Origin of the sequence: Massilia jejuensis (assembly GCF_042656795.1) — a bacterium.
GTDB lineage: Bacteria > Pseudomonadota > Gammaproteobacteria > Burkholderiales > Burkholderiaceae_D > Telluria > Telluria jejuensis.
Genome location: NZ_JBHSMS010000003.1, coordinates 49,421 through 63,552, shown reverse-complemented (window position 1 = coordinate 63,552; position 14,132 = coordinate 49,421). Strand labels below are relative to the sequence as shown.

Genomic DNA, 14,132 nt, shown 5'->3' with positions numbered 1-14,132 from the left:
CGTCCGACGGGGAGCGCACTATGCGAGCCACTCGACGTTCTTGCCCAGCGCATGCGCCAGTCGCGTCCAGCGCGCGCTGGCCTGGGCGTCGATCTGGTTGCTGGCGGTATCGACCTTGCAGCCGCCGCGGCCTACTTGCGGATCGGCGACGACGCGCCAGCCGCCCTTGTCGAGTTCTTCGGCCAGGGCGGCGCGCACGATCTCGATATCGTCAGGGTTCAGCGCCAGGGTGGCCGGCTGCTGCAGCACCGGCAGGTAGTCGATGGCTTCGCGCACGATCGGGATGATCAGTTCCGGACGCACCGTGAAGGCCGTGCGCACCATCGAGCGCGCCAGGTGCAAGGCGAGCTCGAGCACATCGGAGGCGATGGTTTCGTCGGCGGCCGCGACGGCGCCGCTGAAGGTGGCGGCCACCGCGCGCAGGGTCGCCATCTCGGCGGCCACTTCCTGGCGGCCCGCTTCCAGGGCTTCGGCGTGGCCGGCCGCGCGGCCTTCCTGCAGGCCTTCGGCATGGCCCTCGGCGCGCGCGTCCTCGCGCAGCGCCTCGAGTTCGGCGGCGGTCGGCAATTGCATCGCGGGCGCGGCCGGGACGGCGCTGGCCTGGGCGGCCGCCGCTGCCGAGGCGGCGATCGCGGCCGCCCGTTCCTCGGCCTGGATGCGCGCGGCCAGCGAGCTGGGGCGCTCGTCGCCGAAGGAGGTCATTTCCCAGCGCTTGAAGGCGCCCTGCGTGTCTTTGCTCATCTCGATCCGAAGTTACCTGTCAGACGAAGGAATCTTCGCCCTTGCCACCCAACACGATCTGCCCTTCGTCCGCCAGGCGGCGCACGATCTGCAGGATCTGCTTTTGCTGCGCTTCCACTTCCGACAGGCGAACCGGACCTTTCGATTCCAGGTCCTCGCGCATCATTTCGCTGGCGCGCTGGCTCATGTTCTTGAAAATCTTCTCGCGCAAGTCCTGCGAAGCGCCTTTCAGGGCGATGATCAGCATGTCGGACTGCACTTCGCGCAGCAGCAGCTGGATGCCGCGGTCGTCGATGTCGATGATGTTGTCGAACACAAACATCTCGTCCATGATCTTCTGCGCCATGTCGTTGTCGTAGTTCTTGATGTTTTCCATCACCGCGCTTTCCTGCTCGCCGGCCATGAAGTTCAGGATCTCGGCCGCGGTGCGCACGCCGCCGAGCGAGGACTTCTTGATGTGCTCGTTACCCGACAAGAGCTTGGTCAGCACGTCGTTCAGTTCGCGCAATGCCGCCGGCTGCACGCCGTCCAGGGTGGCGATGCGCAGCACGACGTCGTTGCGCAAACGGTCGGTGAAGTGGGACAGGATCTCGCAGGCCTGGTCGCGCTCGAGGTGGACCAGGATGGTGGCGATGATCTGCGGATGCTCGTTGCGGATCAGTTCCGACACCGATTGCGAATCCATCCATTTCAGGCTCTCGATGCCGGAGGCGTCCTTGCCGCCCAAGATGCGGTTGAGCAGCACGGCGGCCTTGTCGTCCCCGAGCGCTTTCGTCAGCACTTCGCGGATGTATTCGTCCGAGTCCAGGCCGACGGTGGAGTGGGCGTCGGCTTCATCCCGGAACGATTCGAGCACGCTCACCACCTGTTCATGCTGCACCGACTTCATGGCGGCCATTGCGCCGCCCAGTTTCAGCACTTCGCGCGGGCCGAGGAATTTCATGACCTCGGCCGCCTCCGATTCGCCCAGCGCCAGCATCAGGATCGCTGCCTTGGTAACGCCGTCCTTGTCCTTGTCGCTCATTCCGCGCCCACCCATGCCTTGATTACGTTTGCCACGATGCGCGGATCCTTTTGCGCCATCTCCTTTGCCATCGCCAGGTTGGCGCGATAACTGCGTTCCCGCGGTGCTTCGTCTTCCCCGAGCGGCATGCCGTCCGGTCCCAGTACCGGCTTGCCGTCCGGTCCCAGTACCGGCTTGCCGTCGATGTCGACGATCGCGTCCTCGCCCTCGCGTTCCTGCGGCGCTTCCTCGTCCGGCATCGCGGTCGCTTCGTCGAACTTGCGCACCACCGGGCGCAGCAGCGGACGCAGGATGCGGAAGTAGAGGAAGGCCAGGACGGCGACGATCAGGAGATATTTGCCGGCTTCCATCGCCAGCGGCAGGTTGGCCGGGTCCTTGTACCAGTCCGGGCCGTTTTCGTCCGGGCGGTCGACACCGTCGAAGGGGGCGTTCGCCACGTTCAGCGTGTCGCCCCGGGCCTGTGAATAACCCATGGCCTGCTTGACCAGCTCATTGATCTGGGCCACGTCGGCCGCGGCCAGCGGTTTCACGCTGATCTTGCCGGTGGCCGGGTCGACGGTGCGGCGGTAATTCACCACCACCCCCACCGTCAGGCGCTTGATGCCGCCCATCGGGCGCTGCTCGTAGCGGATGGTCTTGTCGAGCTCGTAATTCGTGGTGGCGGTCTTGGCGCCCGGACCCGTGGTGGCCGGCACGGCGCCGTCCGGAGCGCCGCCTTCGAGCGGCGCGCTGGCCACCCCTGGCGGCTGGTTCGACAGCGCACCCGGAATGCCGTTGGCCGCGCCGGTCGTCGCGCCCGTCTGCTCCGAGGTCTGCTGGCTGCGGATCGCCTGCGGCTCGGGCGGCGAGTTCGGCTTGTACATTTCGGCGGCCGTGTCGACCTGGGCGAAATCGATCTCGGCGGTCGCTTCGGCGCGCACATTGCCCTTGCCGACGATCGGGGTGATCAGGGACTCGACCTGCTTGATGATGTTCTGCTGGACCTGCTCGACATATTTGAGCTGCGTGGCGTCCAGCTGCTTGCCGAGCGCATTGGCCTTCGGCTGCTCGGACAGCAGGTTGCCGTTCTGGTCGACGACGGTGACGTTGCCGGTGGTCAGTTCCGGAATGCTCGAGGCCACCAGGTGCACGATGGCGCTGACCTGGCCTGGATCGAGCGCGCGCCCCGATTGCAGGTTGAGCAGCACCGAAGCGGTGGGCTTTTGCTGGTCGCGCACGAAGACCGACGGTTTCGGCAGCGCCAGGTGGACGCGCGCGCCGGCCACCGAGCCGAGCGACTGGATCGAACGCGCCAGTTCGCCTTCGAGCGAGCGCTGGTAGTTCACCTGTTCGAGAAACTGGGATACGCCCAGCTTCTGGTTTTCCATCAGCTCGAAGCCGACGTTGCCGCCTTTCGGCAAGCCCTGCGCGGCCAGCTTCAGGCGCAGCTCGGGCACTTGCTCGGCCGGCACCAGGATGGCCGTGCCGCCTTCGGAAAACTTGTACTTGACCCCCATCTGGTCGAGCGCGGCCGTCAGTGCGCCGCCGTCCTTGTCGCTGTAATTGGCATACAGGACCCGGTAGTCCGGGGTGCTGCTCCACATCCAGATGGCCAGCATGGCCGCCAGCACGGCCGCCACGCCACCGCCGATCAAGACGTTGCGGCCCATGGCCGTTTGCAGGAACGGTTGTGGAGCAGCAGGAGTGTCGAGCAATTCGTCGGCGGTGACGGCCATGTTATTTTCCAGAGGGAAAGAAGATCAGGGTCAAATTATGAAGCCATGGAGCAACATTCAAACGCGGGAACAGGGGGGGCTTTCCCCTCCTGATCGGCATAGCCGCTTGCATGCACGCAGGTAAGCTGTAAGCCTGAGATCGCTCCCATACCGCCTGGTATGGCGGCGGCATGCAATACCACAGGAGAACCCATGAACGTAGGCGGAATCGACAGCAACCGGATCGAGGCGATGATGGCCCAGCTCAAGGCCGCGGCCACGAAGCCGGCCGCGCCGTCGCTGGCCCCCGGCGGCCCCGGCGCCCTGGGCGGGCCCGGCGGCGCGGGTGCCGTCAGCGAGGGTGCGTCGAAAGTCAGCTTTTCCGACGCCCTCAAGCAGTCGCTCGCACAGGTCAGCGGTGCGCAGAAGCACGCCGAGGAACTGAGCCAGCGCTTCGCCATGGGCGACGACAGCGTCAGCCTGTCGGACACCATGATCGCCATGCAGAAATCGAGCATTTCCTTCCAGGCCACCGTGCAAGTGCGCAACAAGCTGGTGTCGGCCTACCAGGAAATCATGAATATGCAGGTCTAAGGCTGCCAGCGTCCGCGCATCGATCGCGCATCGTCGCACATTGGTCTTGTCGTCTTCAGGCTTGACCAGCCTTCCCACCGGCAACCTGGCGCGTAGCGCCGCCATTCTTCATCACCAGCCACGAAACGTGTCGTTGAAATGACATGCACGTTCTCGCGCGCATCCACGCATCCGATCCGCTTGGTCTGCCCGGCGTCCGTGCCGAACAGGTAGCCGCGCGCGCCTGACGATCATCAAATGCCGAGTTTGCACGGTGGGTACCGTCGAATCTGTCCGTCCCCGTCGCGCCCGACCGCCATTCGAAGCCGTGAGGCATTTTTTGCCGTGGTGTTACGTCGCAGACGATTCCCTGAATTATTCATTTTTTCTGGAGGATCTGATGACAGTGCAAGCATCGAAACGGCGCCGTTTTCTCGGGCATGCGGCCCTCGCGCTCGCCGCGCCGGCCATTCCGACTGGGGCGTGGGCGCAAACCGTGCTGCAAAGGCGCCTCGAGTGGCAGTCCTTCAAGAGCACGCCGCAATACGCCTCCCTGCTGACGGGGATACGCCGCATGAAAGCCAATACCAATCCGGCCGATGCGAGAAGCTGGACGTATTGGACGAATATCCACCTCAATGCCTGCCCGCATAGCATCCCGTACTTCCTGGCCTGGCACCGCGGTTACCTGTATTATTTCGAGCGCCAGCTGCGTGCGGCTTCCGGAGACACGAGGCTGGTCCTGCCCTATTGGGATTATTATTCCTACGCGACCCTGCCCGCCGAATTTACCAATGCGAGCAGCACGAATCCTCTCTACGTGGCAAGGCGCAATACGAACGTGCGCCAGGCACTGACGCTCGCGCCTTTTTCTTCGACACTGATCAATTTCGAACGCGGGCAGGCAAACGCCTTCGAGCCCAGCCTGGAAAGCGCTCCGCATAATCCGGTGCACGACATCATCGGCGGTGTCATGGCCACCATGCAGTCGCCCGTGGACCCGATTTTCTGGCTCCATCATGCCAATGTGGACCGGCTCTGGGTTGCCTGGGTCGGCGCCGGCGGCGGCCGGCGCATGCCCGCCAAAACCAGCCTGTACTGGTCGGGCATCCATACCTACACCGGCGCGCTGGCGATGCAAAGGCGATCAACCTACGACACCCGCACCAACCTGCTCTATTTCTATCAAAACGAGACGATGCCCACGACGGTGCCGCTTGCACGGAAGTCGACCGGCGAGGTATTCCGGGTACAGGCCAGGCCGAACGACACGCCGGCCTCCAGCGCGCCGTTCGGCGCCTTCCGCGGAACCGGGCCGAGGTCGACAGGCGACAGCACATTCTCGATCGGCGGCGCATTGGCGATCGGACTGGACCAGCGTTCCATCAGCGCGCACCTGCCTGTCTCATCGGAACACTGGTCCGCGGTGCAGGAGATCATGCGCGGCAACCCGGCGTCCATTCCCGGCAGTGCGAAGAAATTCAAGTCGGTACAACTGGTACTCGACGAGGTGGAACTGGCGGAAGAGGGCAGGCAAGGCGGCTATTTTTATCGGGTCTATCTGAACTTCCCGTCCCAGGATGGCGCCCCGGGACAGCAGAACTCCCTGCTGCTGGGAACCCTGGGCGCCTTCCAGATCCATGGCGCCTCGCATCATGGCAGCAAGGCGCGACTGCGCTACCCGATACCAGGCGCGCTGCTGCGCAATCCAGCGCTGCGGCTCGGCATGGCGTCGGTCTCCTTCGTGCGCGTGGACGGCGATAACAGTCCCCGTGGCGCAACCCTGGGCATCGGCGAGGCTCGACTCGAACTGTCCACCGAAGACAAGGGGTCCTGACCAAACGCTGCTGGCGGTTCAGCCCAATCCCGCCAGCCTGGCATTGCGTTCACGCTCGAGCCTGGTAATGTAGCGCTGCACCGCCGCCATGTTTCCGCGCGAAATATCGATGAACATGCATCCGATCCGCCGGCTCGTCTTGTTGTTCAACATCGTCACATCCAGCGCATTGCGCACCTGCAGCGAGGTCGTTACCTGGCCGATTTCCGGCAAGTCGATGCGGCAATTGGCAAAGGTCTGGCCGATCGTTGAATTGAGCATCATCCGGTTGTCGAGCAGGGCGACACCGCCGCAGCTGATGTCGGCCAGCGGGAAGGTGGCGTTGCCGCCGCCGAGCTCGAGGGGCATGGGCACCAGGGCCGGCACCGGATTGGTGACCGGCGTCGGCATGCGGTAGAACTCGCGCCGCTGCAGGCGGATGAGCGAGGGGGGCAGGGCGGCGGCGAGGGCGCCGGAGCCGTGGAACTCGGCATCGTAGACGCCGCTGACGCTGAACAGGATGCGGATCTTGTCGAGATAGGTCTCGCAGATCACGCTGTTGGCCTGCACGATGCGCTCGTTCTGTTCGCGGTTGATCGAGCGGTCGAGGACCAGTACGCCCTCGTCGGCGTCGACTTCGAGGATCGAGGTGACGCAGACGTCGGCCTCGCCCTTGATCTTCATCCGGATCAACTGCTTCTTTTCGCCAATCTGGCGCAGCAGCGCCACGATTTCGCGGCGCGATTGAACCTCGTAGTCGTGCCAGTTTTCCAGTTCTGCGTCATGCATTGCTTGCATCTTGTTCCGCCGATAGTGCAGGTGAGTCGATAAGGAGGGCAGTGTCAGGCGGGTCCGAGTGCAGCGCTTGATGCGGCCGGCCGAGTTGTTGTGCTGACTCAATATGATATAGCCATGCTAACAGTTCCGCAATTGCGCGGTACAGCGCCGGCGGAATCTGTCCGTCGAGGTCGATGTCCATGAGCAGCGCGACCAGTTCTTTCGATTCGTGGACGAACACGCCGGCGTCCTGCGCGCGCGCGATGATCTGCTCGGCCACCAGGCCGCGGCCCTTGGCGACCACCGTGGGCGCCTGTGCACCGGCGGCGTAGGCCAGGGCCACCGCGCTTTGCCGGCGCCCGGGTGCCGGCTCGCTCACGCGCCGTCCCGCTCGCGCACGCGCAAAGCCGCCAGCTCGCTGCCGGCCGCGTCCAGCGCTTGCTGCAGGCGCGGAGTGCCGGCGCGCAGCACGCCGGCCGCGCCGGCGTCGGCCAGCAATTCGATGTGCAGGCGCGTGCCGCGCAGGCTGACGCTGGCCTCGACCTCGCCCAGCAGGGCAAAGCGCAGCCGCAGGCCGCTGTGCCAGCCGGGAGCGGCGTCGTCGCGTTCGGGGCCGGTGCCATCCTCGTCCTCGCGGCGCACCTCCCAGCGCAGCGGCTGTTCCGGTCCGAACCGGCCTTGCCAGACCAGCTGGCCGGATTCGTGCGTGGCCAGCTGCTGGTTGATGAGCTGGGCGGTGGCCGGTTCGGTCGGCGGCGTGCCGGGCGCCTTGCGCGCCTGCGGCTCGCCCATCAGCTCGGCCAGCGGACGCTTGCCCTCGGCCCATTCGGCCAGGTGCGATTCGTAGAACAGGCCGCTTTTGGCGACGGCCTGCTGCAACTGCTGCGCCAGCCGCGCCGCGTCGGGCGCGCCTGCGGGCAATAGCGGAGCCGCCGGATGCAGGCTGGCCAGGGGCGGCGCACCGGCCGCGCTCTGCAAGACCTGGCCCAGCAGGCGTGCGGCCGGACTGAGGTCGGCGCCTTGCGCCTGGCCGCTTGCTTGCGGCAAAGGCGTGCTGGCGGCGGTGATGCTGGCGGCCAGCGAGGCCGCGTTCGCGGACAGGGGAAGCGGCGTGCCGTGCAGGGTGGCCTCGCCCAGGCCGAAGGCCGGCTGCGGCGAAGCGGCGAGGACGGTCATCGTCAATTGCGACCCCGGCTGCGTGCCGGGCGGCAGGGCCATGCGCACCGGGGTATCGGCCACGCGCACCATGAAGCTGCCGTCGCCCAGGCGCGCCAGCACCGACACCGGAACCTGGCTGCCGAGCATGGTGGCGAGCGTGCGCTGGAAGGCATCGAGGCGGGGGTCGCCCGCGCGTTCGAGCGGGGCCGCGGGCAGGACCGGCAGCGGGGCGGCGAGGCCGGGACTGGGGATGCGCGCGACCATGCGAGACTAGGTATTCACCCAAAAATAAACGTGTTCGTGGCAGCCGGCAGCCGAGCGTTGCCGCGTTGCTTCGCGCCTGCAGTGCGCGCAATCCGGCGCACCCGCCGCCTTGCGCCGCTTCCCGTTCTGTTTGCCAAGATTCACGTTTATTTTCCGGTACCGGGCGTGTCAGACGCTGCCGTAGGCGCTGGCGAGGCGGCGCTGGGTGCCGGAGTTGTTGATCAGGGCCGACAGCCGGGCCATCCAGGGCATGGTCAGGTCGCGGATCTTGCGGTCGTCGGCCAAAATGCGCCGGATGCAGTCGATTTTCGCCTGGCGCCCCGACGGATCGAGTTCGACCGCCGCTTCCACGCGTTTCAGGGTGGCAACGTGCGCGGTGCACGCCCGCTCCAGCACCACCAGGTGGTCCCAGTCGCCGGCTTCAGCGGCGGCCAGCATCTGGCCGGTCAGGTCGGCGACCGCGGCGTACTCGAGCAGTACTTCCTGGTCCGTCATCATCAGGCGCTCGCCAGCACCGGATAGTGCGCCACCGACGTCGGCTCGGCCGGCTTTTCGCCGATCTGCAGCCAGGCGTCGCGCAGGTCGGCCAGCAGGGTTTGCACTTCGTCCAGCAGCGCGCTCTTGTTCTGCAGGTTGGCCGTCAGCAGGCGTTCGGTCATGTACACGTACAGCGAATCGAGGTTGCTGGCGATTTCGCCGCCCGCTTTCTTGTCGAGGCTGGCGCGTAGGCCGTTGTCGATGATGTCGAGGGCTTTCGAAATCGCGGCGCCTTTTTCGACGATGTTTCCGGCGGCCATGTGCTTGGCCGCGTTCCGGATCGCCGCCAGGGCGCCGTCGTACAGCAAGACGATCAGTTTATGCGGGGAGGCCGAAATCACCGAGGTTTCCATTCCTACTTTGGCGTAAGCGTTGACGCCGCGCTGCATCGATCCGAACATCGTGAACCTCCATTGCTTCATATCGGCAGGGAAAGCGCACGCAGCGGTTTCCCGGAATTCGTGCTGGAGCTGGTCAGGACGGGATCTGGGCCTGCCTGCCATTCTTCAGCGTGGGTAGTTTACTTGCTTAACGGCAGGTTCTAACCGGACTTGAGAGGCAGGATTACCCGGCTTTTTCGGGTTTGTCGTCCCGATAAGGGAGTGAGCGGGCCGGTGCCCGTTGCAAGAGGGGGAAGGAGGCGCGTGTGCGCCGGCCGAGCGGCCGGGGCGGCTTGGGCGCAGTCAGTCGTTGCGTGGGCGCTGGCGGCGCTCGTGGTGGCGCCGCGAATCGGGCGACTGCAGCGCGCGCTGCAGGATCGAGCGCGAGACATTGCACATGTCGAGATAAGTCAGTGCGAACTCGACCCCGCGAATGTCCACCAGGTAGAGAGCATATTCGGCAGTCAGCGCCGTTTGCTCGTCGGTTCTTCGTTGCATCATAACGCTCACCATCAACCGTCGACAGCCGGCCGGACGCAGCATACGTCCCCCGTGTCGCGTTAGCACAATGATATCCACATGCGAGGCGCACACCCATGTTCAATTGTGAGAAATTGTTTCTGTTGTAAGGGCACCTCAGCCGTATCAGCGAACGGAACCCGCTGGCGCGGCCTGCAGCGCCGGGCCGGATGCCCGATAGGCGATGGCAGCGGCGGCGTCGAGCGGGCGCGCATAGAAATACCCCTGCGCCTGGTCGCAGCCGGTTTCGCGCAGGGCCATGGCCTGGGCTGCCGACTCGACCCCCTCGGCCACCACGCGCAACTGCATGTGGTGCGCCATGGCGACGATGGCCTGCACGATGGCGTTCGCGTCCGTACTGTGCACCATGTCGTGGATAAACGATTTATCGATTTTCAGCTTGTCGATCGGCAGGCGCTTGAGGTAGCCGAAGCTCGAGTAGCCGGTGCCGAAGTCGTCGATGCTGAGGGTGACGCCGAGCGCGCGCAGGCGGTGCATGATCGCCAGGCTGCGTTCCGGGTCGGCCATCGACAGGCTTTCGGTCAGCTCCAGTTCCAGCAAGTGCGGCGCCACGTCCGCCTGCGCCAGCAACTCTTCGACCAGCAGCACCACATCGCCTTGCAAGAACTGGCGCGCCGACAAGTTGACGGAGACGGGAATCGAAGGGAGCCCGGCCGCCCGCCAGGCCGCGATCTGCGCCACCGCCGTGCGCGCGATCCAGTCGCCGATCGGCACGATCAGGCCGGTCTCCTCGGCGATCGGCACGAATTCTTCGGGCGCAATGATGCCGTGCTCCGGATGGCGCCAGCGCAGCAGCGCCTCGAAGCCGGCCAGGGTGCCGCTTTGCAAATCGATCTTCGGTTGGTATTGCACGAACAATTCTTCGCGTTCGAGCGCGCGGTGCAGCTGGTGTTCGAGCGCCAGGCGCCGTCCCGGCGCGCTGCGCTGGTCGGGCGCGAAGTGCACGATGCGCGCGCCGCCGGTACTCTTGGCATGGCGCATCGCGCTGACGGCATTGCTGAGCAGGGTATCGGCATCCTCGCCGTCCTGCGGGAAACAGGCGAAACCGATGCTGCAGCCGATGGAAATTTCATTGCCGGCATAGAACACGCTGCGGTTGACCTCTTCCACCAGCTGGCGCAGGCGCAGCGCCGGCGCCACGCTAGCGTCGAGCAGCAGGACGAATTCGTCGCCGCCGGTGCGCGCCAGCATTTCGGACTCGCCCAGTCCCGCCTGCAGGCTGCGGGTAATGGCCACCAGCGCCTCGTCGCCGGCCGCATGGCCGAAAGCATCGTTGATGTGCTTGAAGCGGTCGACGTTCAGGCAGGCGACCACGGCGGCCGTGCCGCGGCGGCGCCAGGCGGCGGCGTTGTCGCGGATCGCGTCCATGAGCGCATGGCGGTTGGACAGCCCGGTGAGCGTGTCGTGGGTCAGCAGGAACTGGACCTGGCCGGCGGCCGCGGCCAGTTGCGAGCCGGACGCATTTTGCTGCAGCTGGGCATGGAGTTGCTGGGCAGCGAGGGCGAGCTGGCGGTGATAGATGAGTTCCTCGACCATGCGCGCCAGGTCGTGCAGTTCGTCGAGCTCGGCGGCATCGAGTTGGCGCGGTTTCTGGTCGAGGATGCACAGGGTGCCCAGCTTGGCGCGCTCGACCGAATACAGCTGGACCCCGGCATAGAAACGGATGTAGGGCGCGCCGGTGACGATCGGGTTGTCGGCAAAGCGCGGGTCGCTGGCCGCGTCCGCGATCACCATGGGCTCGTCGGTGAGGATGGCATGGCCGCAAAAGGAGATCTCGCGCGACGTGTACTGGGCAGGGAAGCCGCAGCGCGACTTGAACCATTGCATTTCGCTGCCGACGAGCGAAATGAGGGCGGTCGGCACCTTCAGCAGCTTGGCCGTCATGCGCGTGATGCGGTCGAACGCCTCCTCGGGGCCGGTACCGAACAGGCTGGTCGCGTGCAGGGCCGCGAGACGCCTGGCTTCATCTGCCGGAATGGGTGGAGTCATCATATGCGGGTGGATCGTAACACGGTCGCCACGATCGGATTGGTGATCCAGCCTTCATTACGCCAGAACGCCCGTGATTTTGCAATTGCTACGCAATTGTGAAATCGGCGGGCGAAGCGGCGCCGATCAGGCGCGCGCCAGGGCCTCGAGTTCGCTGCGCACGGCGTCGATCACGCCGTTCCAGTCGGCCTTCGCCGGCTGGCGGAACAGGCGCGCCGTGGCATACCAGGGCGAGTCGTCGCGCACGGTGAGCCAGCGCCAGTCGGCCACCTGCGGCAACAGCAGCCAGAGCGGCTTGCCCAGCGCCCCGGCCAGGTGGGCGACGCTGGTGTCGACCGCGATGACCAGGTCCATCTGCCGGCACAGGGCGGCGGTGTCGGCGAAATCGTTCAGGTACGTGTCCATCCGCAGTACCGGCGAGGCGTCGAGGAGCGCGCGGTCGGCGTCGCGGTATTCCTTCTGCAGCGAAACGAACTGGCAGTCGAGATCGAACAGGCGCGCCAGCTGCGCGAACGGCAGGCTGCGGTTGTGGTCGTTCGCGTGCTGGGCATTGCCGCTCCAGACCAGGCCGACCCGTGGCCGCACGCGCGCACCGAGGCGCGCTTCCCATTGCGCCAGGCGCGTGTCGTCGGACGCGAGGTAGGCATGCGGCGCGGGAATCGAGTGCAGTTCGGTGCCGAAGGCCAGCGGCAGCGACATCAGCGGACACTGGTAGTCGACGGCGGGCAGCGGTTCGCCCTTGGCCACGACCAGGTCGGCGCCTTCGAGCTTCGCCAGCAGGGCGCGCAGCGGCGCCTGCACTTCGAGCACCACGCGCGCGCCGCGCGCCTTCACCAGAGCGGCGTAGCGGCAGAACTGCAGCGTGTCGCCCAGTCCCTGCTCGGCATACAGGAGGATGGTCTTGCCCTCGAGGGCATCGCGTCCATCCCAGACCGGTTCGGGCGTTGTGCGCTTTTCCGCATAGCAGCTGAGCACCTCGTTATTCCAGCGCCATTCGTAGCCGCGCCAGCCGTCGCGCAGGTTTCCGTGTTGCAGGTTGAGCAAGGCGCGGTTCCAGTGCGGCGGCGCGTAGCCGGGCTGGATGGCGATGGCCTTGTCGAAGCAGGCGAGGGCGTCTTCGTAGCGCAGCATCGCCTCGTACACGTTGCCGCGGTTGTTCCAGGTGGCCGCGCTGTCGCCCGTCTGGGCCAGCACGGCGTCATAGGCGGCCAGCGCCTCCTCGCTGCGGCCGAGGTCCTGCAGCACGTTGGCGCGGTTGAGCAGGCTGTCGGTGAAGTCGGGATCGATGTCGACGGCGCGTTCGAAACAGGCCATCGCTTCGTCCAGCCGGCGCAGGCGCTGCAGGACGATGCCGCGCCCGTTCAGGGCCGAGGGCAGGGCGGCGTCGAGGGCGAGGGCGATATCGAAGCATTTCAGTGCGCCATCGAGCTTGCCCAGCTCGATCAGCAAGTGCCCCAGGCTGACGCGCAGGACCGGCGCCTGCGCGTCGAGCACGACGGCCTGCTGGTAATTCCCGAGCGCCTCGGCCCGGCGCCGCAGGTGGCGCAAGACGTTGGCGCGGCCATGCCAGGCCTCGGCGGCATCGGGCGCCGCTGCCAGGATCGTGTCGTAGGCGGCCAGGGCGTCGTCGAAGCGGCTCAGCATGCGCAGGGCCTTGGCGTGGTTGATGCGCGCTTCGAGATGGCCCGGATGGCGCGTGCGGGCCCGGTCATAGGCGGCCAGCGCTTCCTCATGCCTGCCTTGGGCGACAAGGATATTGCCGAGGTTGACCATGGCTTGCGCATGGGCCGGCGCCAGCGCCAGCGCGCGTTCGCAACTGGCGAGCGCCTCGTCGTGGCGCTCCAGGCGCAGCAGGACGGCGGCGAGGTTGGTCCAGGCGGCGACGTCGCGCGGCGCCAGTTCGAGTGCGCGCCGGTAGCTGGCCAGGGCTTCATCGTAGCGCCTCAAGTGTTCGAGTACATTGCCACGGTTATATAGAGCATCGACATTGCCGGGCGACAGCGCCAGCGCCTGGCCGTAGCTCTGCAGGGCCGAGGCATGCTCGCCGATCGCCTTGAAGATATTGCCGAGGTTGCTGTACACGGACGCGACCCCGGGGTTCACGCTGATCGCCTCGCTGATGAACTGCAGCGCCAGTTCATGGTCGCCGTTCTGGTAGCCGAGGATGCCGATGTGGTGCAGGGTATCGAAGTGGCGCGCATCGCGCTGCAAGGCTGCTTCGTACTGTGCGAAGGCGGCGGCGAGCTGGCCCTTCCGGTGCGCGGCCAGGCCGGCGGCGAACAGGCGATCGGCGGGGGTTTGCTTGTTTTTCATTGTCGGGCGCTGCTTTCGCGAATAGGGCGGGGACGAACGGTTGCCCGCTTGCCAAGATTCCGATGGATTTCCGGTCAAGTAACTAATATAGCTGGATCATTCTCGGAAGCAAGCAACAAACAAAAGGGGAAACAACCGCTAAATATTTCGCTCGCGCTGCCGTTGACCTTGCTGTTGCGGTCGGGGAGGTAGTAATGAACGCGGTCCCGATGCAAAGTTGCTCGAAAACATTTTTTTTAAAAAAGTCCTCAAGCTTTTCGAGAGGCCTCCGTTAAAGAATACAAGCGAGCGGACAACGCGGCGCAAGAAACCAACCGAACCCTGAT

The 14,132-nt window shown here is 65.8% G+C and carries 13 protein-coding genes; 2 read left to right on the top strand and 11 right to left on the bottom strand.

Annotated elements, in window-relative coordinates; all coding sequences use genetic code 11:
- Window positions 1-18: 18 nt before the first annotated feature.
- From ACFPOU_RS00375 to fliF, 3 genes are read right to left on the bottom strand one after another with little or no spacing between them, the layout of a single operon-like run.
- Complete coding sequence (locus ACFPOU_RS00375; protein WP_379715463.1) at window positions 19-741, bottom strand: flagellar assembly protein FliH; 723 nt, start codon at window positions 739-741, stop codon at window positions 19-21.
- A gap of 19 nt (window positions 742-760) precedes the next feature.
- Window positions 761-1,765, bottom strand: a complete 1,005-nt coding sequence (gene fliG / locus ACFPOU_RS00370; RefSeq protein ID WP_379715460.1) for a flagellar motor switch protein FliG — start codon at window positions 1,763-1,765, stop codon at window positions 761-763.
- Window positions 1,762-3,480 carry a flagellar basal-body MS-ring/collar protein FliF gene (fliF, locus tag ACFPOU_RS00365; RefSeq protein ID WP_379715457.1) on the bottom strand — a complete coding sequence of 573 codons (1,719 nt, stop codon included), beginning with the start codon at window positions 3,478-3,480 and terminating at the stop codon, window positions 1,762-1,764. Before fliF ends, fliG begins: the two co-directional genes overlap by 4 nt.
- A 192-nt stretch (window positions 3,481-3,672) precedes the next feature.
- Here fliF and fliE point away from each other — a divergent pair, with 192 nt between their 5' ends.
- Both fliE and ACFPOU_RS00355 read left to right on the top strand, forming a co-directional pair.
- Window positions 3,673-4,053, top strand: a complete 381-nt coding sequence (gene fliE, locus ACFPOU_RS00360) for a flagellar hook-basal body complex protein FliE (protein WP_379715454.1) — start codon at window positions 3,673-3,675, stop codon at window positions 4,051-4,053.
- Window positions 4,054-4,306: 253 nt separating this feature from the next.
- Window positions 4,307-5,869, top strand: coding sequence for a tyrosinase family protein (locus ACFPOU_RS00355; protein ID WP_379715451.1), 1,563 nt, complete (start codon window positions 4,307-4,309; stop codon window positions 5,867-5,869).
- Between the two features lie 18 nt (window positions 5,870-5,887).
- On the opposite strand, the gene ACFPOU_RS00350 is transcribed toward ACFPOU_RS00355, so the two are convergent.
- The 8 genes from ACFPOU_RS00350 to ACFPOU_RS00315 form a co-directional block, all read right to left on the bottom strand.
- Window positions 5,888-6,637, bottom strand: a complete 750-nt coding sequence (locus tag ACFPOU_RS00350) for a flagellar brake protein (RefSeq protein ID WP_379715447.1) — start codon at window positions 6,635-6,637, stop codon at window positions 5,888-5,890.
- Window positions 6,630-7,004 carry an EscU/YscU/HrcU family type III secretion system export apparatus switch protein gene (locus tag ACFPOU_RS00345; RefSeq protein ID WP_379715444.1) on the bottom strand — a complete coding sequence of 125 codons (375 nt, stop codon included), beginning with the start codon at window positions 7,002-7,004 and terminating at the stop codon, window positions 6,630-6,632. Before ACFPOU_RS00345 ends, ACFPOU_RS00350 begins: the two co-directional genes overlap by 8 nt.
- On the bottom strand, window positions 7,001-8,047 hold the full coding sequence (fliK, locus tag ACFPOU_RS00340; protein WP_379715441.1) for a flagellar hook-length control protein FliK: 1,047 nt from the start codon (window positions 8,045-8,047) through the stop codon (window positions 7,001-7,003). Before fliK ends, ACFPOU_RS00345 begins: the two co-directional genes overlap by 4 nt.
- Window positions 8,048-8,215: 168 nt before the next feature.
- Window positions 8,216-8,545 (bottom strand): flagellar protein FliT, encoded by a 330-nt coding sequence (locus ACFPOU_RS00335; RefSeq protein ID WP_379715439.1) that lies wholly within the window; start codon window positions 8,543-8,545, stop codon window positions 8,216-8,218.
- A complete protein-coding gene (gene fliS, locus ACFPOU_RS00330) occupies window positions 8,545-8,985 on the bottom strand; it encodes a flagellar export chaperone FliS (protein ID WP_379715436.1) in 441 nt (146 codons plus the stop codon). Before fliS ends, ACFPOU_RS00335 begins: the two co-directional genes overlap by 1 nt.
- A gap of 282 nt (window positions 8,986-9,267) precedes the next feature.
- Complete coding sequence (locus tag ACFPOU_RS00325) at window positions 9,268-9,465, bottom strand: hypothetical protein (protein WP_379715433.1); 198 nt, start codon at window positions 9,463-9,465, stop codon at window positions 9,268-9,270.
- Between the two features lie 144 nt (window positions 9,466-9,609).
- The gene (locus tag ACFPOU_RS00320) at window positions 9,610-11,496 is read right to left on the bottom strand and encodes a putative bifunctional diguanylate cyclase/phosphodiesterase (protein WP_379715430.1); all 1,887 of its coding nucleotides are present in this window, start codon (window positions 11,494-11,496) and stop codon (window positions 9,610-9,612) included.
- A 123-nt stretch (window positions 11,497-11,619) separates the two neighbouring features.
- Complete coding sequence (locus ACFPOU_RS00315; RefSeq protein WP_379715427.1) at window positions 11,620-13,806, bottom strand: tetratricopeptide repeat protein; 2,187 nt, start codon at window positions 13,804-13,806, stop codon at window positions 11,620-11,622.
- Between the last annotated feature and the right edge of the window lie 326 nt (window positions 13,807-14,132).

Excerpts from the sequence above, each read along its gene's own strand:
- ACFPOU_RS00375 (WP_379715463.1), bottom strand. The coding sequence starts at position 741 with ATGAGCAAAGACACGCAGGGCGCCTTCAAGCGCTGGGAAATGACCTCC.
- fliG (WP_379715460.1), bottom strand. The coding sequence starts at position 1,765 with ATGAGCGACAAGGACAAGGACGGCGTTACCAAGGCAGCGATCCTGATG.
- fliF (WP_379715457.1), bottom strand. The coding sequence starts at position 3,480 with ATGGCCGTCACCGCCGACGAATTGCTCGACACTCCTGCTGCTCCACAA.
- fliE (WP_379715454.1), top strand. The coding sequence starts at position 3,673 with ATGAACGTAGGCGGAATCGACAGCAACCGGATCGAGGCGATGATGGCC.
- ACFPOU_RS00350 (WP_379715447.1), bottom strand. The coding sequence starts at position 6,637 with ATGCATGACGCAGAACTGGAAAACTGGCACGACTACGAGGTTCAATCG.
- fliK (WP_379715441.1), bottom strand. The coding sequence starts at position 8,047 with ATGGTCGCGCGCATCCCCAGTCCCGGCCTCGCCGCCCCGCTGCCGGTC.
- ACFPOU_RS00335 (WP_379715439.1), bottom strand. The coding sequence starts at position 8,545 with ATGATGACGGACCAGGAAGTACTGCTCGAGTACGCCGCGGTCGCCGAC.
- fliS (WP_379715436.1), bottom strand. The coding sequence starts at position 8,985 with ATGTTCGGATCGATGCAGCGCGGCGTCAACGCTTACGCCAAAGTAGGA.
- ACFPOU_RS00325 (WP_379715433.1), bottom strand. The coding sequence starts at position 9,465 with ATGATGCAACGAAGAACCGACGAGCAAACGGCGCTGACTGCCGAATAT.
- ACFPOU_RS00320 (WP_379715430.1), bottom strand. The coding sequence starts at position 11,496 with ATGATGACTCCACCCATTCCGGCAGATGAAGCCAGGCGTCTCGCGGCC.
- ACFPOU_RS00315 (WP_379715427.1), bottom strand. The coding sequence starts at position 13,806 with ATGAAAAACAAGCAAACCCCCGCCGATCGCCTGTTCGCCGCCGGCCTG.